The organism is Kribbella sp. WER1 (genome assembly GCF_054189145.1).
In genome coordinates, this window is the sequence record NZ_CM135186.1 from 3,094,451 (window position 1) to 3,118,845 (window position 24,395).

The following is a 24,395-nucleotide window of genomic DNA, read 5'->3' on the forward strand; positions in this document are numbered from 1 at the left end:
CGCCGATGATCACCACCTTCACGCCGGCACCCCCGTCGCGCCAACCTCTGCCGCGCCGACCTCCGCCGCCGTCACCCGCACCGCGCAGGCCTTGAACTCCGGCATCCGCGACACCGGGTCCAGCGCATCGTTGGTGAGCTCGTTGACCGCCTCCGCCCCACCGAAGTGAAACGGTACGAAAACGGTGTCCGCCCGTACGTCCGCCGTGATCCGGGCCGGCAGCACCATCGACCCACGCGCCGTGGTCAACCGCACCGGCCGCCCGTCGCCGATCCCCAACTGCGCCGCCACCCGCGGATGCAACTCCGCGAACACCTCCGGCTCCGCCGCCACCAATTCCGGCACCCGCCGCGTCTGCGCCCCGCTCTGGTAGTGCTGCAACAACCGCCCGGTCACCAGATACAGCGGCGCCTCGCCCGTCAGATCATCCGCAACCGCCCGATGATCCGCCGCCACCACATGCGCCCGCCCGTCGCCGGTCGCAAACCCGTCCCCGAACAACCGCGGCGTCCCCGGATGCCCGACCCCCGGCACCGGCCAATACAACTCCTCCCCCGCCTCCAGCCGCTCCCACGTAACCCCCGAGTAGTCCGCCTTCCCCCCAGCACTAGCCAGCCGCAACTCCTCAAACACCACAGCCGGATCCATCGAAAACCCAGCCGCTGCGGAGCGGGTCGCTGGTGTGGAGCCGAGTCGTTCGGCCAGACCGGCGAAGATGGCGAGGTCGCTGCGGGCCTCGCCTGGCGGGGGGATTGCGGCGCGGCGGCGGAGTACTCGGCCTTCGAGGGAGGTCATGGTGCCGTCTTCCTCGGCCCATTGGGTGACGGGGAAGACGACGTCGGCGAGCATCGCTGTTTCGGAGGGGACCACGTCCGCGACGACCAGCAACTCCAGCGCGGTCAGCCTTTCCCGGACGGAGGCGAGGTTGGGCGCGGACACCAGCAGGTTGCTGCCGTGGACCATCAACGCCCGCGGACCCTCCGCCGTACCCAAAGTGTTGATCAGCTCGACGGCGCTCTTCCCGGAGTACGGCAAGTCGTCCGGGCGCACGCCCCACACCTGGGCGACGTGAGCACGTGCGGCCGGGTCCTCGATGCTGCGGTAGCCCGGCAGCTGATCCGCCTTCTGGCCGTGTTCGCGGCCACCCTGCCCGTTGCCCTGCCCGGTGATGCAGCCGTACCCGCTCCCCGTCCGCCCCGGCAGTCCGAGCGCCAGCGCGAGGTTGATGCAGGCCGTCACCGTGTCCGTGCCCTTGCTGTGCTGCTCGGCCCCACGCCCCGTCAGCACATAAGCGCCAGCCCCACCGTGCACCGGAGCAGCCGCCGCCAGTACGCGCGCCGCCCGCCGGATCGTGGCCGCCGGTACGCCGGTCACCCGCTCGGCCCGCTCCGGCCACCACGAGGCCGTCGAACGAATCAGCAGGTCGGGATCATCAACCCGCTCGCGAAGGAAAACGGTGTCCGAAAGTGTTTCCTGCAGTACGACGTGGGTGAGGGCGAGCAGCAACGCCAGGTCTGTTCCGGGCGTCGGCTGCAAGTGGATGCCGGCTCCCTCGTCCGTGAGACCGGCCGTGGCGGAGCGGCGCGGGTCGACGACCAGGAGTCCACCCGCGTCCCTCGCCCCCTGCAGATGCGCAACCGCAGGCGGCATCGTTTCCGCGATGTTGCTGCCGACCAGCAGTACGGCGTCCGCCCCGCCGATGTCCGCCAACGGAAACGGCAGCCCGCGATCGATCCCGAACGCCCGGTTCGTCGCGGCCGCCGCGGACGACATACAGAACCGCCCGTTGTAGTCCACGTTCGCCGTCCGCAGCACGACCCGCGCGAACTTCCCCAACGCATAAGCCTTTTCGTTGGTCAGCCCACCGCCGCCGAACACCGCGACCGAGTCCCGCCCGTGCGCCGCCTGCAACGCCGTGATCCGCGCGGCGACGAAGTCCAGCGCGTCGTCCCAGCTGGTCTCCTCAAGCGAACCCGCCGCGTTGCGAACAAGCGGCACGGTGAGCCGGTCCGGCGCCGTGAGTACCTCGGCAGCCGTCCAGCCCTTGCGGCACAGCCCGCCGCGGTTGGTAGGAAAGTCCCGCGGCTGCACCTCCACCGCACCCGGCCGCGAGACCGGGTGCAGCGTGGTGGCGCACTGCAGCGCGCAGTACGGGCAATGGGTCGGGACTGCTGTCATACGCGCTCCCGGCTGAGCGGGCCGCCCTTGCGCAGGTAGCAGAAGTACGTCACCGCGAGGCAGACCACGTAGAACCCGCAGAACACGTACAGCGCCGGAATCAGCGATCCGAAGTGGCTCGTCGACATCGCGAACCCGCGCGGCACCAGGAAACCGCCGTACGCCCCGACCGCCGACGCGATCCCGATGCAGGCCGCGGCCTCCCGCCGGGCGCGGCCCGGATCGTCGGCCGTGGTGAGCCGGAACACCGCCGGGATCATCCGGTACGTCGACCCGTTGGCGATCCCGCTGGCCACGAACAGCACCAGGAAACTCGCCAGAAACGCCGGAAAACTTTCCGAACGCAGCGCGAAAATCGCGGAAACAATGCCGATCCCCATCACCACGAACGAGCAGACGGTGACCCAGGCGCCGCCGACCCGGTCGGCGAGCTTCCCGCCGAACGGCCGCGCGACCGACCCGACCAGCGCTCCGAGGAATGCGTAGTGCGCCGGCGTGACGTCCGGGAACGTCGTCTTGATCAGCAGCGGGAACGCCGCCCCGAACCCGATGAACGACCCGAACGTCCCGATGTAGAGGAACGAGATCACCCACGTGTGCGGCCGCTTCGCCGCGGCGATCGAGGTCCGGAACGACGAGTTCGCCACCGACAGGTTGGCCATCGCCTTCCACGCCCAGACCGCGGCCAGCACGATCAGCGGCAGCCACATCAGCCCGGACCGGTTCAGTGTCAGCCCGGCGCCGGCGACGATCACGATCGGCACCAGCAGCTGTACGACCGCAACCCCGAGGTTCCCGCCGGCCGCGTTCACGCCGAGCGCGAAACCCTTTTCCTTCTCCGGGTAGAAGAAGGAAATGTTGGTCATGCTGCTGGCGAAGTTCCCGCCGCCGACCCCGGCGGTCGCCGCCACCAGCGCCATCAGCCAGAACGGCGTGTCCGGCTGCGTCATGAAGTACGACAGCCCGGCCGTCGGAATCAGCAGCAACAGCGCGGAAACCGTCGTCCAGTTCCGTCCGCCGAACCGCGGTACGGCGAACGTGTACGGCAGCCGGAGCGTCGCGCCGACCAGGCTCGGCAGCGCGACCAGCCAGAACAGCTGGTCCGTGCTGTACGTGAAGCCGGCCTTCGGCATCGACACCACGACGATGCTCCACAGCTGCCACACCGAGAATCCGAGGAACTCGGCGAAGATCGAGGGCCATAGGTTGCGCCGCGCGACCGCCCGGCCCTTCCCGGCCCAGAACGTGGCGTCCTCGGGATCCCAGACGTCGATCCAGCGCCCGCGCCGCGGGGCCTCGACCGTGCCGACCGCGCCACTGCCCTCGCGGGTGGCGACAGCCGCTTGTCCTGCCTCGAGCGTCATCGCAAGTCTCCGATCATCCGACCTCACTGATTAGGCCTGGACGTTATGACCGGGGTGTTTCCGCGTAGTCATCTTGTTGTTACGCCGCCGAAACGGCTCCCGCACACCTGCCGGTGCGGGCTGAGAGATCCCGGGTACTGTGCCGGTTGTGAAGCAGCGGTGGATGTGGAGGGCGGGGATCGCCGCCGTACTGATCGTCTGGCTCGTCCTGGGCGCTGTCGGTGGACCGGCCGTCGGCAAGCTCAGCGAGGTCCAGCAGAACGACAACGCCAACTTCCTCCCGAAGAAGGCGGAGTCCACGCTGGTCGCCGACGCGGCCGCCAAGTTCGTCGATTCGAAGGCGCTGCCGTACTTCGTCCTGATCGAGCGCGACACCCCGATCACCGAGGCCGACAAGGCGAAGGTCGCCGCGTTCGTGGCCGGCGTACCGGCGCTCGACCTCGGAAACGGCAAGAAGGTCGGTGACTACCTGGTCGCACCGCTCGGGACCCCACGACCGTCCGACGACCACAAGGCGCTGCTGCTCACCGTGCAGATCGACGGCGACCGCGCCGACGAGGTCGTCGGCCAGGGCGAGACCGTGCTGTACGCCGTCGCGAAAACGCTGCGCGCCGACATCAAGGACACGCTGACGCCGACCGGGATGCAGGTGTACGTCACCGGTCCGGGCGGGGTGTTCGCGGACTTCGTGGTGGCGTTCAGCGGGATCGACGGGATCCTGCTCGGCGTCGCGCTCGCGGTCGTGTTCGTGATCCTGCTGATCGTGTACCGCAGCCCGATCCTGCCGATCGCCGTACTGCTGACCGCCGTGTTCGGGCTCGCTCTGGCCGCGTCGGTCGTGTACCCGCTGGCGAAGCACGGCGTACTGCAGCTGAACGGGCAGAGTCAGGGCATCCTGTTCATCCTGGTCGTCGGCGCCTCGACGGACTACGCGCTGCTGCTCGTCTCCCGTTACAAAGAGGAGTTGCACGACTACGAGAGCAAGTTCCAGGCGATGCGGGTCGCGTGGCGGGCGTCGATCGAGCCGATCGCGGCCAGCGCGGCGACCGTCATCCTGGGGTTGCTCTGTCTGCTGCTCTCCCGGCTCGGCAGTACGAAGGGTCTCGGGCCGGTCGGCGCGCTCGGGATCGCCGGCGCGTTCGTCGCGGCGATGACGTTCCTGCCCGCGATCCTGCTCGCGTTCGGGCGGCGGATCTTCTGGCCGTCGGTCCCGCACGTCGACCACGTGCACTCCCGCGACCAGGTCGGCGGACGCCGGCTCTGGGGCCGGGTGTCCGGGCTGGTCGGCCGGCGGTCGCGGCGGGTCTGGGCGATCACCGCGCTGGCGTTGCTGGCCTGTGCGGCGTTCCTGCCGACGTTCAAGGCCAGCGGAACGTCGCAGGAAGACCTGTTCCTGAACAAGGTCGAGTCCGTCACCGGCCAGGAGCAGCTCGGCAAGCACTTCGACGCCGGCGCCGGTACGCCGGTCGAGATCCTCACCCCGGTGGCGCTCGCGGACCGCGTCGTACAGGCCGCGACCAAGGTCGACGGGGTCGGCGCCGCCTCCGCCTCGGTCGCTCCCGGCGTACCGCCGAAGGTTGTCGACGGCAAGGTCCTGGTTCAGGCGACGCTGAAGATCCCGGCCGACTCGCCGGACGCGACCACGGTGGTGAAGCACCTGCGGGCCGATCTGGACCAGATCAGCCCGGACATCCTGGTCGGCGGGAACACCGCGATCAACCTGGACGTCCTGGACGCCGCGCAGCGGGACCTGAAGGTGATCATCCCGACCATCCTCGGCGTGATCTTCGTGGTGTTGATGCTGCTGCTCCGCTCGCTGGTCGCCGCCGTCCTGCTGGTGATCGCGAACGTGCTGTCGTTCGGCGCGACGGTCGGCGTCAGCGCGCTGATGTTCAACCACGTCTTCAAGTTCCCGGGCGCGGATCCCGGGATCCCGCTGTACGCATTCGTCTTCCTGGTTGCCCTGGGCATCGACTATTCGATCTTCCTGATGACCAGAGTTCGCGAGGAGTCGCAGGAGCAAGGCACCAGACCGGGGATCCTGGTCGGGCTCGCGGTCACCGGCGGCGTGATCACGTCGGCCGGCGTGGTGCTGGCGGCAACGTTCTCCGCGCTGGCGGTGCTGCCGATCCTGTTCCTGGTGCAGATCGCGTTCATGGTTGCCTTCGGCGTCCTTCTCGACACGACCGTGGTCCGCTCGCTGCTCGTCCCGTCACTGGCACACGACATCGGCAAGAAGGTCTGGTGGCCGAGCAAGCTGGCGTCCTAGGCTGCCCGACATGGAGACGTTCGAGGCAAGCATCCTGGTGAACGACGGCGGCGCCTGGGTCGAGGTGCCGGACGCGGTGGTCACGGCGTTGGGCGGCGGCGGGCGGATCCCCGTCCGCGCGACGTTCGACGGCGTGGCCTATCAGGGATCGATCGCGTCGATGGGCGGCTGTATGGCGCTGGGGATCCTGAAGAGCATCCGGGCCGAGCTGGGCAAGGGCGACGGCGATCCGGTGACCGTGACGGTCGAGCGAGACGCCGGCGAGCGGACGGTCGACGTACCGGGAGATCTCGCGGCCGCGCTCGCGGAGGCCGGCGTACGGGAGGCGTTCGACAAGTTGAGCTACAGCCATCGGCGCGAGCACGTGCAGGCGATCAACGAGGCGAAGAAGCCGGAGACGCGGGCGCGGCGGATCGCGAAGGCCGTCGAGATGGTCACGACTTCCTGAGCGACGCCAGCTCCGTACGGTTGGCGACACCAAGCTTCGCGTAGACGTGAGCGAGGTGCGTTTTCACCGTGCCCCGGCTGATGAACAGCCGCTCGCCGATCTCCGGGTTGCTGAGGCCCTCGACCGCCAGCGCGACCACCTGTTCCTCGGTCGGCGTGAGGCTGGCCCAGCCGGACGACGGGCGACCGCGTGCTCCTCGGGTACGCCGGGCATACGCAACCGCCTCGTCCAGCCCGAGAGGCGGCTCATCGGACTGCGGAAGGACGGGATGATCAGCCGGTACGCCGTACCCGATGTCGGCCCGCGCTTGCGCTGCCGCGGCGGCCAGGCGGGCCGCGTCCGTCGGCCGGCTGGTGTGATTCGCCAACAGGGCAAGGGATTCCAGGCTGTCGACGAGGTACGTCCGGAGGCCGTGGTCGACGCGGATCGTCAGCGCTTCGTGTAAGAGTTCGGCCGCCTTGTCCGGGCGTTCGGCGAGCGCGGCGCGGCCGAGCTGGTCGAGCGCTTCGGCGAGGACGCGCGGCAGGTTGTACCTACGGGCGAGGTCCACGGCCCGTTCGAGCAAGTCGGTCGGGTCCTCACCGAGGGCACGTCGGGCGGCGGCCACGGTCGGCAGCAACATCGCGGGCGCGAACGTCCCGGCGAGCGGGCTGTCCGGCGCGGTCTCGCGGGCGAGCCACTCGACGGCAGCGGCGTACTCGCCGGTCCAGTACGAGATCACGCTCATCACCTGACCGAGATTCGGTACGACGGAGCCGGACGTCTCGGCGAGTTCGATCAGCGGCCGCATCAGCGCGCGGGCCTCCTCGGGGCGACCGGTGCGCGCGAGAACCGAGGCGAGCTGGCCGCGGGCCGAGCCGACGCGGTGGAAGTCGGCGAGCGGTTCGGCCGCGGCCAGGGCGCGTTCGGCGAGCTCGACGGCCTTGCGCGGTTCGCCGGTCGACATCAGGCTCTCGGACCAGGTGGTGAGGACGGTCGACGCGATCCCGCGTTCGCCGCTGGAGATCAGGCCGGCCGCGGCGCGGTCGAGCAGCGGGTGGAGGTCGTCGTGCCGGTCCCACAGCGATAGCAGCACGCATTGCAGGCCGACGTTCGCGTTCCGGGCATGCTCGTTGCCGATGCCGTCGGCGAGCTGAACGCCTTCGACGGTGAGGTCCCAGGCCTTCTGCAGGTCGGTGAAGAACAGGCCGACCGCGCTCATCGCGAGGAACAGCGACCGCAGCCGGTCGTCGCGCAGCTCGGTCGCGAGGGCGAGTCCACGGCCGGCGGCGTCGTACCCGAACGGGTCGACGGTGTCGGCGATCGTTGCGTAGCCGTAGTACAAACGGGCCTGGAGCAACGTTCGGTCTTCCGGGGCGCGATCGATCGCGCGGCGCAGGTAACCGATGCCCTCGGCACCGGTCGCCTGCAGGTTCCACAACCAGCGAAGCGCGGCGGCGAGCCGGCGGCCGCGGTCCGGGTCGTCGGCGGCGAGACCGTGGTCGAGGGCGGAACGGTAGTTCTCGCGATCAGGCTCGATCAGCGCGCGCCAGGCGTCGCGATCGCTGTCCAGCAACGGTTCCGCGGCCTCGGCGACGCTCAGGTAATAGTCGAGATGCCCGTCGCGGACGTCGTCGTCGGTCTGCCGGGCGGCGGCGTACTCGCGGATCGTCTCCAGCAGCCGGTAGCGCCCGTCCTCCGCCACCACGAGCGATTTGTCGACAAGCCGCGCAAGGATGCCTGGTACCGCGTCGCCCACCGCGGCCGCGGCGTCGAGCGTGAACCCGCCCGCGAACACGGCCAGCCGCCGGAACGCGTGCCGCTCGTCCTCGTCGAGCAGGTCGTAGCTCCACTCGATCGACGCCGCCAACGTCCGCTGCCGCGCGGCGACTCCCCGCACGTTCTTCGTCAACAGCCCGAACCGGTCCTCCAGCCCCGCCTCGATCTGCATCGGCGTCAACGTCCGCCCCCACGCCGCGGCAAGCTCCAATGCCAACGGAATCCCGTCCAACCGCCGGCAGATCCCCCGAACCGCCCGCTCGGCTTCCTCCCCGTCCGCCGACGCGTCCGATCGTTCGAGGAAGAGGACTCGGGCTTCCTCAGGTGCGAGAGCGGGGACTCGCCAGACGGCTTCGCCGGGAAGGTCGAGGGGTTCACGGCTGGTCGCGAGAACAGTGATGTCCGGGCACCCGACCTGCAACGCCGTCACGAATTCGGCCACCCCGTCGACGATCTGCTCGCAGTTGTCCAAGCAGATCAGCGCCCGCTTGTCCCGCAACTGCCCGATCAACAGCCGATCCCCCGGCTCGACCAGCAACCCGACAGCCCCGGCCACTACCTCCGGGAGCTGCGAACTGTCGGTCACCGCCGACAAATCCACCCACCACACACCGTCCGCCCACCGCTCGGCCACCTGCGCGGCGGTCTGCGCCGCCAGCCGCGTCTTCCCACTCCCACCCGCGCCGGTCAGCGTGACCAACCGGCTCCCCGCGAGCTGCGTACGAAGCGCCGCCACCTGCGTCGAACGCCCGACGAAACTGGTGAACATCACCGGCAGGTTGTTCGGCACGTCGTCCAGCGACCGCAGCGACGTACCGGTCCCGGTCAGCTCGAAGATCCGCTCCGCCGGCCCCAGATCCCGCAACCGATGCACCCCGAGATCCACCACACCCGCGACACCGGTTGCAGTTGTTGCGGTGAGCAACGTTTGCCCCGGGTTCGCGATCGCCAGCAGTTCCTCGGCATGCCGCACCGCCGGACCGGCCGCCATCCCGGTGTGCAGCGCGATCCGGAGCAGCTCCCCGGCGGGTACCAGCGCGGCCGCTTCCCGGAGCACCCCGGCCGCGGCGATCGCCTCGGCCACCGTCGCGTACGCGAGCACCGGCCACCCGGCGTCCCGCCGTACCAGCTGCTCCCCCGGCAGCTCGCCGGCCAGCCCCGCGAGCCGCGCGTACGCCGGCGCGCTCGCGGTCCCGGCGTACGACGCGGTCAGAATCGTCACCCCACCCATGGGCGCCAGTCTGCCACCGGGCTGTGTCGGGTCGCCGTTGTCGACTGTATACGTTACCCTCCGAGAGCAGGGGGTCGAGACCGTGAGGAGCCTGATGACAGACACCGCACCGACCGACCACGGACACTTCGCGCTGCCGACCAAGAACCTGCCCGCGCCGCAGGTCCGCGATCTTCCCGAGCCGCCCGCGAGCACCTGGAAGATCATCGGCCCCGGCATGGTCGGCGCCGGCGTCGGGCTGGCGTCCGGCGAGTTCATCCTCTGGCCGTACATCTCCAGCCAGGTCGGCCTGGTGTTCCTCTGGGGCGCGGTCGTGGGCGTCGTCGTCCAGTGGTTCCTGAACATGGAGATCGAGCGCTACACGCTGGCCACTGGTGAGACAGCGTTGACCGGCTTCAACCGGTACGGGAAGCACTGGGGCCTGTTCTTCGCGATCATGACGTACTTCGCGAACCTCTGGCCCGGCTGGGCGACCAGCTCCGCGAGCATGCTCACCTACCTGTTCGGCGGCGGCGATCCGCGCTGGATCGCGATCGGGATGCTGCTGGTGATCGGCGCGATCCTGACCCTCGCGCCGGTCGTCTACGTGATGCTCGAACGGCTGATCGCGGTGAAGATCGCTGCCGTCGCGCTACTGGTCGTACTGGCGCTGGTGTTCGCGATCCGCGGCAAGACGTACAGCGCACTCGGGCACGCGGTCACGCAGCCGCAGTTCCCGGCCGAGCAGCTCGGGTTCGCGCTGGTGATGGGCGCGATCGCATACGCCGGGGCCGGCGGCGGGCAGAACCTCGTCCAGAGCAACTGGATCCGCGACAAGGGCTTCGGGATGGGCCTCCACGTCCCGCGGCTGACCTCACCGGTGACCGGCGAACCCGAGGCCGACCCGACCGCGAACGGCTACACGTTCCCGCCCGACGACGCGAACCTCGCGCGCTGGCGCCGCTGGTGGCGGTTCGCGAACATCGAACAGGCCGCGACGTTCGTGGCGATCACCGTCCTGACGATCGCGTTCACGTCGATGCTCGCGCACGCCACCCTCTTCGGGAACGCCGGCGTACAGAACAGCATCAGCTTCCTGAAGCTCGAAGGCACGACCCTGCAGACGATCGTCGGCGGCTGGTTCGGGTACCTGTTCTGGGCAGTCGGCGCGTTCTCCCTCTTCGCCGCGGCGGCCGGCATCGTCGACTACACGTCCCGCCTCGCCTCGGACATGATCAAGTCCCGCTACCTGCGGACGTCGAAGATCACCGAGTCGAAGCTCTACTTCTGGCTCGTCTGGGGTCTCGTTGCCTTCGGCATCATCGTTCTCCTGGCCGGCCTCACCCAACCGCTCGTCCTCCTGGTCATCTCCGCCTGCACCGCCGGCACCATGATGTTCATCTACTCCGGCCTGCTCTGGTGGATGAACTCCCGAGCCCTCCCCGACGCCATCCGCATCACCACCTCCCGCACCGCCGTCCTCCTCTTCTCCTTCCTCGCCTTCGGCTTCCTCGCCGTCTTCACCGCCCTCGACCAACTCAAAAAGCTCTGAGAAACGCGACCGCCGCCTCCTCGGCAGCAGTACGCCGTACCACCTGATCGCCACGCACCTTCCGGTAGACGCCGACGGCCGCCCGCAGCGCCCGCAGGCAGTCGTCGGGGTCAGCGGTCGCGACCGTGGCACGCAGCTCCGGCACCAGTTCCGGCGCCAACGTCTCGAGCCGCCGTACACCGGCCGGCCGCGACGTCCGGCCGAGCGTCGCCAAGGGCGCGATCGCCGACCCGCGCAGCGCACCAAGGGCCTCGATCGCCTCGAACAACTCACCCCGCGCGATCTTCACCGCGGTGTAGTGCACCCACACCCAGAACCGGTCTTCGATCCATTGGGGATCCGGCTGCGGCCACGACGGCTCCGAGTCCGCCCGTACCTTGTCCACGGTGTCGTCGCGCTGCCACAACACGACACCTTCCTCGACTCGCGTCCGCAACCCGTCCGGCGTAACGAACTTGAGGTCCACATGCACCAACGGCGGCCCGTACAACGCGATCAGCAACCGCGGCTCCCCCACGTGCTCCCCGGTGAAGCTCGACAGCAACGGCCCGACCCGCGCCGCAAACTCCTTCGCCTCAGCCAGACAGTCCGGCTGCCCCTCCTCCGTACACACGAGCACCAGATCGAGATCGGAGTACTCATCACTGATCCCCGAGGCAACCGACCCACCGGCGATCACCGCCAGCACCCGTGGGTCCTTCGCCGCCTCGCGCAGTACGCCGTCCGCCACTTGCCGCAGATGCTCCGGAATCATGCCCACCAGTCCTCCCAGGATCAGGTCAGCAGGCCATCATCTCGTACTGCGCACCACAACAGCGACCTCTTTTCAGCCCCGGGAGAGGACGCTGCCCGGCCGCGCGGCGTGAAACGGCACGGTCGAGCGGCAGTCGGCGATCGTCGTCCCACCGCCCGACCAACTCCAGAGCCAGCCGACCCGGTCGGTCGAACCGTCCTTCAGCGAGAACGACACCGGTCTGCCGATCTTCGCCGGGTCGTCGGAGCGAGTCACGACACCGGTCGCCATCGCCACCGGACCACCGACCGCGAGACAGTCGATCTTTCCTTCGACGTATGCCGCGCCGTGCCGGGTGCCGAAGCGGAAGTCACCGGTGACGTCCTTCGGCCCACCGCCGGCCGGGATCGCGGCCGCCAGGTCGAGCCGCACCGTGCGGTCGTCGACCGCGGCCCGCACGACCTCTCCGCTGCCCGGGGCGCCAACCGGTGCGGCCACCCGGCGGGTGTGGTCGACCGAGAAGCCGCCGTCGGTCAGCGCGAGAACCGGCGCGGTCCCCTGCAGAAGGTCCACCGGTGCGCCGAAGAAGCCCCACATCCAGCCGATCCGGTCCGAGCGCCCGCCGTCGTACACGGTGAGGCTGACCGGCTTCCCGACCATCTCCAGCGGTACGCCGGGATGGTCCGCGGCCTCGATCACGCCGGTCACCACGGCAACCTCGTCGACAGCCGTCAGACTGGTCAGCCGACCCCGGAAATCGGCCAGCAACCGGCCGTCCGGCTTCCGGTGCACGACGTGGAAGATCCCGGACGGACGGAACGGATCCGTCGCCGTGCCGTCGATCTCGAACCGCACCGGGTCCCCGGCGTACGGCCCCCACTCCGGCCCGAGCGTGCCGCCGCCTCCGCCGGTCACGCTCATCAAGTCGTGCCGATGGCTGCTGTCAGCGACCGATGGCGCGGCGGCACCGAGCGACAACGCCACGACAGCAGCCAGACTCCCTGCCAGCACACGCCGGAACCGCATCCGCACTCCTCGATCAGGGCCCGCCTGGCGCAGGTCGACGAGATCGAGCCTTCCAGGCAGCGCCTCGGCGGCACCTCCCTCTGGCGGGCGAACCTGGTCCCCCGCCAGAGGGAACCCGTTCAGGCACGAGGGCCGTAGGCCTCGGGGGCGCCGTTGGCGGTGGTGAAGAGGGAGTAGACGGAGGTAGTGGCGGTGAGGAAGAGGCGGTTGCGTTTGGGGCCGCCCCAGGTGAGGTTGCTGACGGTTTCGGGTACGAGGAGTTTGCCGAGGAGGGTGCCGTCGGAGTGGTAGATGTGGACGCCGTCGGCGGCCGAGGCCCAGACGCGGCCCTGGGTGTCGAGGCGGATGCCGTCGAAGATGCCATTGCCGCATTCGGCGAACAGGTCGCCGCCGGTGAGGCGGTCACCGTCGACGGTGAAGACGCGGATCGTGGCCTCTTCGGAATCGGTGATGTAGAGCAACGACTCGTCGAGGGAGAAGGCGAGGCCGTTCGGACGGTTGAAGTCGTCGGCGACGCGGGTCAGGATGCCGTCGGGCGAGACGCGGTAGACGTGGCAGCCGCCGGTCTCGATGTCGCCCTTGTAGCCCTCGTAGTCGGAGTCGATGCCGTACGCCGGGTCCGTGAACCAGACGGATCCGTCGCGCTTGACGACCACGTCGTTCGGGCTGTTCAGCCGCTTGCCGTCGTACTCGTGCGCGAGCACCGTGATGCCGCCGTGGTGTTCGGTGCGGGTCACGCGGCGGTTGCCGTGTTCGCAGCTGACCAGCCGGCCCTGGGTGTCGCGGGTGTGGCCGTTGGTGTTGCCGGCCGGGTGCCGGAAGACGGAGACCTGGTACGACGTCTCGTCCCAGCGCAGGATGCGGTCGTTCGGGATGTCGCTCCAGAGCAGGTACCGGCCGGCCGCGGAGTACACCGGGCCCTCGAGCCAGCGGCCGCCGGTCCACAGCCGTTCCAGCCGGCTGTCGCCGCGGAGGCCCGCGAACCGGTCGTCGAGTTTCTCCCAGACCGCCGGAGCGGTGCCTGCCAACGGCTCGAGAATTCCGGTCATCTCGTCTCCTCCTGGTTGGACCCTTGGGACGGAAGGATATGCGTGGCGCCGCATACGGGGGCTTCAGGTCCGGCGCCGCAAGTGACCGTCATGTGGAGACATCCTCTTGAAGCTTGACACCGTGCGTGAAGAGAAGGCGATCGAGAACCTGACCTCCAGGCTCACCACCACGTTCGCCGACATCCATACTCCCGAAGACATCGAGAACGCGATCCGCAGCGCCCGCGAGTCCTTCGCCGGCGACCCGGTCCGCGACTATGTACCGATCCTGGTCGAACGCATCGTCCGCCAGGAACTCACCCCGAGGCCCGACCCGGCCGGCCAGTCCGCGGCCGACGAACGCCAGGCGATGTGGACCAGACCGGCCGTCGCCCTGGAAACCGGCAAACACGCCGCCCCGACCACCGAAGCCGCGGGCGACGGCGCAGGCGACGGAGGCGGTCCTGGAGAAAACGTTTTCGGAATGTTCCGAAAGCGTTTCCCGATCGCCCTGCCTGCCGCTGTCGCCGGCGTCCTCGTGCTGGCGACCGTCACCACCGTCCTCGTGGTCCGCAACGGCAACGACGCGCAGGCGAACTCCGGCCTGATCACGGTTTCCGGCGTGATCGGCTCCGAGAAGCGCGCGTACTTCGAGGACCCCGACGTCAAGGCCGCGCTGGCCAAGCACGGCTTCGAGGTCAAGGTCGACACCGCCGGATCGCGCGAGATCGCCACCACTGTCGACCTCGGCAAGTACGACTTCGCGTTCCCGTCCAGCAGCACCGCGGCGGAGCGGATCCTGCAGCCGACGTCGGGCCGCCCGGCGGTCAGCGGCAAGAAGTACGCGGTGTTCTCGTCGCCGATGGCGATCGCGACGTTCCAGCCGATCGTCGACCTGCTGTCCGCGAGCGGGATCGCCCGCAAGGTCAACGGCACCTGGTACTTCGACGTCCGCAAGTACGTCGACCTCGCGAAGGCGAACTGGCGCTGGACGAACATCCGCGGCAACACCACGTACCCGGTGAACAAGCGGATCCTGATCACCACCACCGACCCGCGCACCTCGAACTCGGCGGCGATGTTCCTGTCGATCGTCACGTATGTTGCCAACCACAACAGTGTGGTGCAGAGCGCGGCGGACGAGCAGAAGGTGCTGCCGCTGGTCGCGCCGCTGTTCGTGAACCAGGGGTACACCGACAACTCCAGCGAGGGCCCGTTCGACGACTACCTCTCGCTCGGCATGGGCAAGTCGCCGATGGTGAACATCTACGAGGCGCAGTTCGTCGAGGCCGCGGTGGAGCACAAGCTGAAGCCCGGGATGGTGCTGATGTACCCGTCGCCGACGGTCCAGTCCAAGCACACGCTGGTCTCGCTGAACGCGAACGGCGAGAAGCTCGGCGGACTGCTCTCGACCGACCCCGACCTGCAGCGGCTCGCCGCCCGGCACGGTTTCCGGACCGCGGACGAGTCGCAGTTCGCGAACGTGGTGAACCAGCGCAACATCCCGGTCGCGAAGGACGTGATCGACGTCGCGGACACCCCGACGTACGACACCCTCGAGCAGCTGCTGGACGCGGTGTCGAAGTCCTACCGCTGAACGTTCGTCAGCCAGGACCACAGCGTCGTGGTCGCGGTGACGAACAGCCGGTTGCCCTTCGGGCCGCCGAACGTCAGGTTGGACACGACATCCGGTAGCAGCAGCTTGCCGATCAGAGTGCCGTCCGGGTCGAAGCAGTGCACGCCTTCGTGCGTCGCCGCCCAGACCCGGCCGGTGCTGTCCGACCGGATGCCGTCGAACATGCCCGCCGTACACGGCGCGAACACCTCGCCGCCGGTCAGCTTGTCCCCGTCGACGTCGAAGCGACGGATGTGCTTGCCCGGCGTGTCGACGACATACAGCTGCGACTCGTCGAGGGAGAACGCGAGCCCGTTCGGCCGGATGAAGTCGTCCGCGACCACGGTCGGCGTGCCGTCCGGGCCGATCCGGTAGACGTGGCAGCCGTCCAGCTCCTGCGCGGCGGCGTACCCCTCGTAGTTCGACGTGATCCCGTACGGCGGGTCCGTGAACCAGATCGACCCGTCGCTGCGTTCGACCACGTCGTTCGGGCTGTTGAGCCGCCGGCCGTCGAGGTGCGACGCGAGCACGGTCAGGCTGCCGTCGTACTCGGTCCGGACGACGCGGCGGTCGCCCTGCGAGCAGCTGATCAGCCGCCCGGCGCGGTCGATCGTGTTGCCGTTCACGTAGCCGGACGGCTGCCGGAACACGCTGACCTGCCCGGACAGCTCGTCCCAGCGGAGCATCCGGTCGTTCGGGATGTCGCTGAACACCAGACAGCGCCAGGCGGCGGAGTACGCCGGTCCTTCGAGCCAGCGGCCGCCGTCGTACAGGCATTCCAGGTACTCGTCGCCCGCGACCGTCCGGAAGCGGTCGTCGAGCACTACCGGCTCGGCCCGGAGCCGCGCCGGCGCGGGGTTGATCGTCACGGTCATGATCTGAATGTAGTCTTGCGCAGGACCATCTAAACAGAACAAGATTTGGCATGTGACGCAAATGACCATAGACGATGTGGATCGCGGCTTGCTCGCCGCGCTGCAAGACGACGCCGGCCAGTCGTACGCCGCGCTCGGCGAGGCGGTCGGCCTGTCGGCCGGGTCCGCGCACGAGCGGGTCCGGAAGCTGAAGACCGCGGGCGTGATCCGGCGGACGACCGTCGACGTCGACCCGGCCGCGGTCGGCCTCGGCGTACTGGCGTTCGTCCTGCTGGAGTCCGACGCCTGGATGGGTGACGAGCCGACGATGGCCGCGCTGCGGAAGGTCCCGGCAGTCGAGGAGGCGCATGTCATCGCCGGCCCGGCGTCGGTGCTCGTGAAGGTGCGGACGGCAACCACCGAGGACCTGCAGGCGACCCTCCGCGCTCTCCACCAGGTGGACGGCGTGACCAGTACGCAGACAGTCGTGGTGCTGGAGACGTTCTTCGAGCGACGACCCACCGTGGTGTGAGCAACACCCTGTCCTCCTGGACGGCCGGTTGACCCTAGACTCGGGCCAGCCGAAGGGAGTCAGCTGTGTCCGACAGCAAGCAGATCACCAAGGTGCTGGTCGCGAACCGGGGCGAGATCGCCGTCCGGGTCGTCCGGGCCGCCGCCGACGCGGGGCTCGGAAGTGTCGCGCTGTACGCCGACCAGGACCGGGACGCGCTGTTCGTCCGGCTCGCCGACGAGGCGTACGCGCTGGACGGGTCGACGCCCGCCGACTCCTACCTGAACATCGCCAAGATCCTGGACGTCGCGGCCCGCTCCGGCGCGGACGCCGTCCACCCGGGCTACGGCTTCCTGGCCGAGAACGCCGACTTCGCGCAGGCCGTCCTGGACGCGGGCCTGATCTGGATCGGCCCGCCGCCGTCGGCGATCGACTCGCTCGGCGACAAGGTCAAGGCCCGGCACATCGCGGAGCGGGTCGGCGCGCCGCAGGTCCCCGGGACGCCGGACCCGGTCGCGGACGCGTCCGAGGTGGTCGCGTTCGCCGCGGAGTTCGGGCTGCCGATCGCGATCAAGGCGGCGTACGGCGGTGGTGGTCGCGGGATGAAGGTCGCGCGCAGCATGGAGGAGATCCCGGAGCTGTTCGAGTCCGCGACCCGGGAGGCGGTCAGCGCGTTCGGACGCGGCGAGTGCTTCGTCGAGCGGTACCTGGACAAGCCGCGGCATGTCGAGACGCAATGCCTGGCCGATGCCCACGGCAACGTTGTGGTGGTGTCGACCCGGGACTGCTCGCTGCAGCGCCGGTACCAGAAGCTGGTCGAGGAAGCGCCGGCACCGTTCCTGTCGGACGAGCAGCTGGAGATCCTTTACACGTCGTCAAAGAAGATCCTCCGCGAGGCCGGGTACGTCGGCGCCGGGACGTGCGAGTTCCTGGTCGGGCAGGACGGGCTGATCTCGTTCCTCGAGGTGAACACCCGGCTGCAGGTCGAACACCCGGTGTCCGAGGAGGTCACCGGGCTGGACCTGGTCCGGGAGATGTTCCGGATCGCTCAGGGCGAGGAGCTGGGGTACGACGACCCGGCGGTGTCCGGGCACTCGATCGAGTTCCGGATCAACGCCGAGGACGGCGGGCGCGGGTTCCTGCCCGCGCCGGGGACGCTGCTGTGCTGGCACGCGCCGTCGGGTCCCGGCGTACGGCTGGACGGCGGGTACGACCAGGGCGAAACCGTACCCGGGGCGTTCGACTCGCTGGTCGCGAAGCTGATCGTCAGCGGCCGCGACCGGACGCAGGCGCTGGAGCGGTCGCGACGGGCGCTGCGCGAGTTCGTCGTCGAGGGCATGCCGACGGTGATCCCGTTCCACGCCTCGGTGGTGTCCGACCCCGCGTTCGTCGGGACGGACGGGTTCAAGGTGCACACGCGGTGGATCGAGACGGAGTACGACAACCAGCTCACGCCGTACGACGGCCCGAGGGCCGAGGCACCGGAGGACGCCGACCGGGAGAAGGTCACGGTCGAGGTCGGCGGCAAGCGGATCGAGGTCGTCCTGCCCGGCGGGCTCGGCGGGGTCGCGCCCACGACCGGCGCGAAGAAGAAGCCGGCCCGGCGCGCGGGCGGTACGAAGAGCTCCGCGGCCTCGGGTGACTCGCTGACCTCGCCGATGCAGGGCACGATCGTGAAGATCGCCGTCGAGGAAGGCGCCACCGTCGCCGAGGGCGACCTGATCGTGGTCCTCGAAGCGATGAAGATGGAGCAACCGCTGAACGCCCACAAGTCCGGCACCGTCACCGGCCTCACCGCCGAGGTCGGCGCCACCGTCGCCGCCGGCGCCACCATCTGCGAGATCAAGGACTGAGCAGGAGGAGTGCCAGTGGTCGCCGAGTTCGCCGATCACTGGCACGGGACGAGCAGACGGGGCTGATGACAGTGCCAGCTCCGTCCGCCGATGCCAGCGGCACGTCGCCGCCAGTCGAGCTCTCCTCGAGGCCATACGACGATCCTGATGTCCAGCTGCTGGTCCGAGCCCTCCATGCCGAACAGCTCGCTACGTACGGCTTCGCGGATTCACCCGATCTGGAGACTGCCGACGACTATGCGGAGCCGACAGGTCTGCTCCTGGTCGCCTGTTCGCCGTCCGGTCGACCTGTGGGCTGCGGTGGCTGGCGTACCTACGATCGAGCGACGAGTACCGCTGAAGTGCGCAAGATGTTCGTCACCACGGAGCACCGCAGTCAGGGTGTAGGGCGCGAGATCCTGAGCACTTTGGAACGCCACGCGATCGCTCATGGCGCCCGACGGATGCTGCTGGAGACAGGCGCACTGAACCATGCGGCGATACGGCTCTACCTGGCGTCCGGGTATCAGGCGATCCCGCCGTATGTGCCTGGTCGTCGGGAACTCAACCGGGCGTTCCGCAAGACCCTTGGCGCCTGATTTCCGTCTCACCTGACGCGAGCCATCTGCTGGATCTCGCCGGGTGCAGACGTGCCCAGCCGGTCTGCGGGCCGAGCCGACGAGCGGTAGTCCCCCGCCGACCTGCAGTCGAGCACCACCCGGCGCCAGCGCGTCGCCGTCGCGCCCCGATCCGCGCACCCGCCGAAGGCAGCACAGACAGCCCGCCCGCCCAACGGGGACTCCCACCCGCACCACGCCACCACCCGCACCCCGCCGCGCCCGCACCCGGCGCTAGCACCTCCGCCTCTCACCACCTCCTGCGCACCCGCCGGAGGCGGTGACGGACAGGCGCCGCGCAGCGGTGACCTTTCCAGCCGCACCACACCACCTGAACCCCGGCGCCAGCACCTCCACGCCGCACCACCTCCTGCGCACCCGCCGAAGGCGGCAACAAACCAGCCGCCGCGAAGCGGCGACCTGTCCGCGCACCACACCACCACCCGTACCCGCGCCAGCACCTCCGCCTCTCACCACCTCCCGCGCACCCGCCGAAGGCGGCAACAGATCAGCCACCGCGAAGCGGTGACCTCTCCACCCGCACCACACCACCCGCACCCGACGCCAGCACCCGCGCCACAGCACCACCTGCACACCCGCCGAAGGCGGCAACAGGTCAGCCGCCGCGAAGCGGTGACCTTTCCAGCCGTAGGACGCCATCTCCTGCACCCGCCGGAGGCGGTGACGGAACAGGCGCCGGGGAGCGGTGTCCTTTGGGGGCGGTTGGTGGGGTTGGGGTTGTGGGATAGTGCGCGGGTTGGGTTGGACGTGAGGAGCGGGGTATGTGGCGGGAGCGGGCGCGGTACTGGTTCGACAGCACGATGTCGCGGGGCACGCCGGCGTTGATCGCCTGGCTGGGGTTCGCCTCGGCCCTGATGGTGCTGGTGATGTCGCTGCTGGTGATCGTGCTGGTGCCGAGGGACGTCGTCCAGCACGGGGGCTGGACAGAGATGTTCTGGATGGCCCTGCTGCGCGCCATCGACACCGGCACGATGGCCGGTGACCAGGGCAGTCCGCTGTTCCTGTTCCTGATGTTGCTGATCACGATCGGCGGGATCTTCGTCGTGAGTGCGTTCATCGGGGTCATCACGACCGGCCTGGACGCGAAGATCGAGGACCTGCGGAAGGGCCGGTCGCGGGTCGTCGAGCGCGGGCACACCGTCGTACTGGGGTGGTCGGAGCAGGTGTTCACGGTGGTCGCGGAGCTGGTGCAGGCCAACCAGGACCAGCGCCGTACCTGCGTCGCGATTCTCGCCGACAAGGACAAGGTCGAGATGGAGGACGAGCTCCGCGCGCGGATCGGTGACCACGGGAAGACCGTCGTCGTCTGCCGGACCGGGAACCCGCTGCGCCCGGCCGACCTCGACCTGGTGAACCTGTCCGCGGCGAGCTCGGTGATGGTGCTGCCGCCGGCCACCGACGACGCCGACATCCAGGTGATCAAGATCCTGCTCGCGCTCGGCGAACGCGCCCGCCGCGCCGACGGGCCGCATGTGGTCGCGGCGCTCCGGGAGTCCGACAACCTGGCGGCGGCGCAGCTGGCGGGCGGGCCTCGCACCGAGCTGGTCGGCGGTGACGACCTCGCCGTACGGCTGATCGTGCAGGCGCACCGGCAGTCCGGGCTGTCCGCGGTGTGCATGGAGCTGCTGTCGTTCGGCGGCAACGAGTTCTACCTGCGCAGCGATCCGGCCGCGGTCGGGCAGCCGTTCGGCGAGGCCAGCCGCGCGTACGACCAGGGCGTCCCGGTCGGCATCCGGTACGCCGACGGGCGCGTCGTACTCAACCCGCCCGTGGACGCCGTACCGGGCGCCAACGACGAGCTGATCCTGCTCGCCGAGGACGAGGCGCTGATCCGCCGGTCGACCGTCCCGGTGCGGATCGTCGAGGACGCGATCGCGGTGTGTGCCGAACCCGAGCCCTGCCCGGCCCGAACGCTGATGATCGGCTGGAACAAGCGCGCCCCGAAGATCCTCGAGCTGCTCGACGACTTCGCCACCTGCGGCTCGCACCTGCAGATCGCCGGCGCCGACGAGCCCCGGCCCGGGACCTACCAGAACCTGACGATCGGTACGACGGCCTGCGACCCGACCAACCGCGGCGCGCTGGAGGCGCTCGACGTCGGCGGCTACCAGCACGTGATCATCCTGGCCGCGGACGCCCTCGACGAGCAGCAGGCCGACGCCCGGACGCTGCTCACGCTGCTGCACATCCGCGACCTCGAGCAGCGGCTGAAGGCGCCGTACTCGATCGTCAGCGAGATCAACGACGACGCGAACCGGGAGATCGCGCAGGTCACCGAGGCCGACGACTTCGTGGTCAGCGAGAAGCTGATCAGCCTGCTGCTCACCCAGCTCAGCCAGAACCTGCACCTGGCCGAGGTGTTCACCGAACTGCTCGGTCCGGAAGGCGCCGAGATCTACCTGAAGCCGGCCGCCGACTACGTCGTCCCTGGAGCCGCCGCGAACTTCGCGACCGTCGCGGAGGCGGCGCGCCGGCGGGGCGAGACGGCGATCGGGTACCGGCTCGCGAGCGGGTTCCACCGGCCGCCGGGGTACGGCGTGATGCTGAACCCGGCGCGGGACGCCGAGCTGACGCTGACCGCGGCCGATCGGGTGATCGTGCTCGCGGACCTCGGATTGACAGACAGTTCTCAGGTTGACGCTGTAAGTTCCGTCCAGGCATCCGGTTGAGGAGGATTACTGCATGTCCAAGAAGACCCACCAGCAGCAGCTGGCGGCGCGGAAAGCGAAGCGGCAGGCCGAACGGGACGCGGAACATCGGCGGCAGCGCCGGAATCTCGCGGTCACGGTCGCGGCGGTCGTGACGGTGGTCGTGGTCGTCGTCGGGGCGTTCGTGGTCTTCGGGGGCGGCGGCGACAACCAGCCGGCGGCCGGCAGTACCGAGGCCGCGCCGGACAACAAGCCGTCGAGCATCCCGACCGCGATGTTCCCGGCGCCGAAGCGGGCGACGCCGCTGGCTGCCGAGGTGAACTGCACGTACAAGAAGAGCGCTGAGCCGGCGGCGAAGAAGGTGAACCTGCCGGCGGACGGGAAGACGAAGGCTTCCGGGACGTCGAAGGTCAGTCTGAACACGTCTATCGGTGATCTGCAGCTGACGCTGGACAGTGCGCTGGCGCCTTGTGCGGTGAAGAACTTCTTGAGTCTGGTCGGGCAGAAGTACTTCGACAACACGAAGTGCCATCGGTTGACCGTTGGCGAGGGGCTGCAGGTCCTGCAGTGCGGGGATCCGACGGGGACCGGGTCCGGCGGGCCGGGGTACAGCTTCGCGGACGAGGTGTATCCGACGTTGAAGTACGGTCGCGGGATGCTGGCGATGGCGAACTCCGGGCCGAACACGAACGGGAGCCAGTTCTTCATCGTGTACGGCGATGCGTCCGGGTTGACGGCGCAGTACACGGCGTTCGGGACGATCGACGAAGCCGGGCTGAAGGAGATCGACAAGGTCGCGGAGGCCGGGGTGACACCGCAGAACGGTCCGCAGGACGGGACGCCGATCACGCCCGTCGACATCAAGACAGCTACAGCTGCCGCCTGAAAAACCAAACCGCGCCGCCCGTCCCCTCCGGGGCCGGGCGGCGCGGTGTTGTATGTGATGCCCTGCCGCGGGATTGCTCCCCGCACGCAGGTGCACCCGTGGGTGCTGCACGTGCGCGGCGTCCTCGTCGAGCGCGGGGAACTGTACAGCACGTGCGCAGAAGTGCTACCCGCGCAGCGGGTGTGTGGCAGCCGCCGTACGCACAACAGCTGCACCGCGAGTGCTGCCCGCACAACACGTGGACGGCGGGCGCAGCCCGCACAACAACCGCACCGCAGGTGCTACCTGCACAACACGTGGACGGCGGGCGCAGCCCGCACAACAACCGCACCGCAGGTGCTACCTGCACAACACGTGGACGGCGGGCGCAGCCCGCACAACAACCGCACCGCAGGGGCTGTCTGCGCAGTAGGTGGATGGTGGGGGCTGCCCGGGCGGCAGCTTTGCTGCGGGTGTTGCCCGGGCAGCGGGTGGGTGGTTCCCGCACACGGGTGGGTGGCGGGTGGCCCGGCGCTCACCAAGGTCAGCCTTGGCGAGGTGGCTGTCGTGTTACGCGAGGAGGGTGTAGCGGGAGCGGGGCCAGGAGAGGAGGGCGTGGATTTGGGTTATGCCTGATTGCTGGAGGAGTTCTACGGTGCCTTCGCGGAACTTGTAGAGGTTGGTGGCGGGGTCTCGGGTGGTGTTCCAGTTGTAGTCGGCGTAGGACTGCATCGCCTTGCGGTAGCGGGGGTCGGGGCTGACCGAGTCCAGGATCAGCAGGTTCTTGAACCAGATCGAGTTGAACGCGGCACCCTGCTTCGCGAGCATCTCGGGTGTGTTGTAGAACGCGAGTGACGCGTTCGCGACCGACTTCGCGTCGCGCAGGTAACGCGCATCACCCGTTGCCTTGAACAACAACACTCCGGCGCCGAGCATCACGCCCTGGTTGTAGCTCCACTGGGTCTTCTCGACGTTCCCGGCCAGGTCGATGTGGTCCCAGTACAGGCCGTTCGGCGCGAGCATGCAGGTCTGCGCCCACTGGTACATCTTCTTGGACCAGCTCAGGTACGACTTGTCCCGCGTCAGCAGATAGAGGTGCGCGCCGAGTTCCGCGCCCGGGCCGTTGGAGATCGTGTTGCGGTCCTGGCTCCACGGCGCCTGGGTCCAGTACACGCCGCCGGCGCACGGGTGCGACGGGTCCGTGTCCCAGCCGTGCACGGTCAGCGCGAAGATGTCCTTGGCGCGGGCGAGCGCGGCGGGGTCGCCGGTCCGCTTGTACCGCTGGATCAAGTTCAGGCCGATCCACTCGTTGTCGTCGTAGAACTTGTCGCCGCCCTGGCCGTTCGGCGGCCGGACGTACGAGTCGTACCCGGTCGGCGTGGTCCCGGCGTTCCAGTAGTACTCGTACGCCGCGATCCGCCGGTCCGCCTCCGCGGATCCGGCCCGGCCCGCGCCGGGTGCTCCGGCCAGGTCCTCGGCCGCGATCGCCGCCTGCGAGTACGGCCAGACGTACGAGTACGCGTTGGACTGGGTGTTCGGGTACTCCTCGAGCAGCAGGCCACCCTTGCCGGCGTCGAAGTACTTGTTGATGGCGTCGTACGACGCCCTGGCCCGGGCGGCGGCGGTGGGATCGGCACCGGCCATGCCCTCGGTGTCCGCGGCGCTCGCGGTGGACATGTTCAGCGCTCCGAGGACCGCGACCGCGAGAACTCCGGCGGCCAGACGTGTTGATATACCAAGCTTTCTGCGCATCGACCTGCTCCTCCTGGGCGGTGGTTGACAGCGATGTCACGTTCTAACCGGCGCATGGAGGGCCCGTCAATGGTTCAGCCTCCGACTCTTCGGAAGCCTTGGTTGGCATATCAG

The 24,395-nt window shown here is 69.3% G+C and carries 17 protein-coding genes; 9 read left to right on the forward strand and 8 right to left on the reverse strand.

The genetic code is table 11. From position 1 onward, the window contains the following. Positions 1-18: 18 nt before the first annotated feature. Entirely contained in the window at positions 19-2,178 is a 2,160-nt protein-coding gene (locus ACXJJ3_RS15075; RefSeq protein ID WP_458170662.1) for a molybdopterin oxidoreductase family protein, read from the reverse strand. Next, positions 2,175-3,542: an MFS transporter gene (locus ACXJJ3_RS15080; RefSeq protein ID WP_458170663.1), complete on the reverse strand. Its 1,368-nt coding sequence runs from the start codon at positions 3,540-3,542 to the stop codon at positions 2,175-2,177. The genes ACXJJ3_RS15075 and ACXJJ3_RS15080 overlap by 4 nt, the downstream gene beginning before the upstream one ends. A 148-nt stretch (positions 3,543-3,690) precedes the next feature. Here ACXJJ3_RS15080 and ACXJJ3_RS15085 point away from each other — a divergent pair, with 148 nt between their 5' ends. Further along, the gene (locus ACXJJ3_RS15085; protein WP_458170664.1) at positions 3,691-5,811 is read left to right on the forward strand and encodes an MMPL family transporter; all 2,121 of its coding nucleotides are present in this window, start codon (positions 3,691-3,693) and stop codon (positions 5,809-5,811) included. Between the two features lie 10 nt (positions 5,812-5,821). Then, positions 5,822-6,259 (forward strand): YdeI/OmpD-associated family protein, encoded by a 438-nt coding sequence (locus ACXJJ3_RS15090; RefSeq protein WP_458170665.1) that lies wholly within the window; start codon positions 5,822-5,824, stop codon positions 6,257-6,259. Here ACXJJ3_RS15090 and ACXJJ3_RS15095 read toward each other — a convergent pair. Further along, positions 6,246-9,248, reverse strand: coding sequence for a helix-turn-helix transcriptional regulator (locus ACXJJ3_RS15095; protein WP_458170666.1), 3,003 nt, complete (start codon positions 9,246-9,248; stop codon positions 6,246-6,248). The two genes, ACXJJ3_RS15090 and ACXJJ3_RS15095, sit on opposite strands and share 14 nt — an antisense overlap. A 94-nt stretch (positions 9,249-9,342) precedes the next feature. Here ACXJJ3_RS15095 and ACXJJ3_RS15100 point away from each other — a divergent pair, with 94 nt between their 5' ends. After that, entirely contained in the window at positions 9,343-10,779 is a 1,437-nt protein-coding gene (locus tag ACXJJ3_RS15100) for an Nramp family divalent metal transporter (protein WP_458170667.1), read from the forward strand. Here the strand turns inward: ACXJJ3_RS15100 and ACXJJ3_RS15105 are convergent. The 3 genes from ACXJJ3_RS15105 to ACXJJ3_RS15115 form a co-directional block, all read right to left on the reverse strand. Continuing rightward, on the reverse strand, positions 10,766-11,533 hold the full coding sequence (locus ACXJJ3_RS15105; protein WP_458170668.1) for an aminoglycoside 6-adenylyltransferase: 768 nt from the start codon (positions 11,531-11,533) through the stop codon (positions 10,766-10,768). The two genes, ACXJJ3_RS15100 and ACXJJ3_RS15105, sit on opposite strands and share 14 nt — an antisense overlap. 72 nt (positions 11,534-11,605) lie before the next feature. Continuing rightward, positions 11,606-12,538, reverse strand: coding sequence for a hypothetical protein (locus ACXJJ3_RS15110; protein WP_458170669.1), 933 nt, complete (start codon positions 12,536-12,538; stop codon positions 11,606-11,608). Positions 12,539-12,657: 119 nt separating this feature from the next. Next, on the reverse strand, positions 12,658-13,587 hold the full coding sequence (locus ACXJJ3_RS15115; RefSeq protein ID WP_458170670.1) for an SMP-30/gluconolactonase/LRE family protein: 930 nt from the start codon (positions 13,585-13,587) through the stop codon (positions 12,658-12,660). Positions 13,588-13,708: 121 nt separating this feature from the next. Here ACXJJ3_RS15115 and ACXJJ3_RS15120 point away from each other — a divergent pair, with 121 nt between their 5' ends. Continuing rightward, complete coding sequence (locus ACXJJ3_RS15120) at positions 13,709-15,163, forward strand: three-helix bundle dimerization domain-containing protein (RefSeq protein ID WP_458170671.1); 1,455 nt, start codon at positions 13,709-13,711, stop codon at positions 15,161-15,163. On the opposite strand, the gene ACXJJ3_RS15125 is transcribed toward ACXJJ3_RS15120, so the two are convergent. Further along, positions 15,154-16,056 carry an SMP-30/gluconolactonase/LRE family protein gene (locus ACXJJ3_RS15125; RefSeq protein ID WP_458170672.1) on the reverse strand — a complete coding sequence of 301 codons (903 nt, stop codon included), beginning with the start codon at positions 16,054-16,056 and terminating at the stop codon, positions 15,154-15,156. The genes ACXJJ3_RS15120 and ACXJJ3_RS15125 overlap by 10 nt on opposite strands. 61 nt (positions 16,057-16,117) lie before the next feature. Between ACXJJ3_RS15125 and ACXJJ3_RS15130 the strand changes: the two genes are divergently transcribed. The 5 genes from ACXJJ3_RS15130 to ACXJJ3_RS15150 all read left to right on the forward strand — a co-directional run bounded on the left by ACXJJ3_RS15130 (position 16,118) and on the right by ACXJJ3_RS15150 (position 22,550). After that, the gene (locus ACXJJ3_RS15130) at positions 16,118-16,567 is read left to right on the forward strand and encodes an Lrp/AsnC family transcriptional regulator (protein WP_458170673.1); all 450 of its coding nucleotides are present in this window, start codon (positions 16,118-16,120) and stop codon (positions 16,565-16,567) included. Between the two features lie 65 nt (positions 16,568-16,632). Continuing rightward, entirely contained in the window at positions 16,633-18,399 is a 1,767-nt protein-coding gene (locus ACXJJ3_RS15135) for an acetyl/propionyl/methylcrotonyl-CoA carboxylase subunit alpha (RefSeq protein WP_458170674.1), read from the forward strand. Positions 18,400-18,464: 65 nt separating this feature from the next. Next, the gene (locus tag ACXJJ3_RS15140) at positions 18,465-18,977 is read left to right on the forward strand and encodes a GNAT family N-acetyltransferase (RefSeq protein WP_458170675.1); all 513 of its coding nucleotides are present in this window, start codon (positions 18,465-18,467) and stop codon (positions 18,975-18,977) included. 800 nt (positions 18,978-19,777) lie between these two features. Further along, a complete protein-coding gene (locus tag ACXJJ3_RS15145; protein ID WP_458170676.1) occupies positions 19,778-21,685 on the forward strand; it encodes a CASTOR/POLLUX-related putative ion channel in 1,908 nt (635 codons plus the stop codon). A gap of 13 nt (positions 21,686-21,698) precedes the next feature. Further along, entirely contained in the window at positions 21,699-22,550 is an 852-nt protein-coding gene (locus tag ACXJJ3_RS15150) for a peptidylprolyl isomerase (protein ID WP_458170677.1), read from the forward strand. A 549-nt stretch (positions 22,551-23,099) separates the two neighbouring features. On the opposite strand, the gene ACXJJ3_RS15155 is transcribed toward ACXJJ3_RS15150, so the two are convergent. Next, positions 23,100-24,281, reverse strand: a complete 1,182-nt coding sequence (locus ACXJJ3_RS15155) for a glycoside hydrolase family 76 protein (RefSeq protein ID WP_458170678.1) — start codon at positions 24,279-24,281, stop codon at positions 23,100-23,102. Positions 24,282-24,395 lie beyond the last annotated feature (114 nt).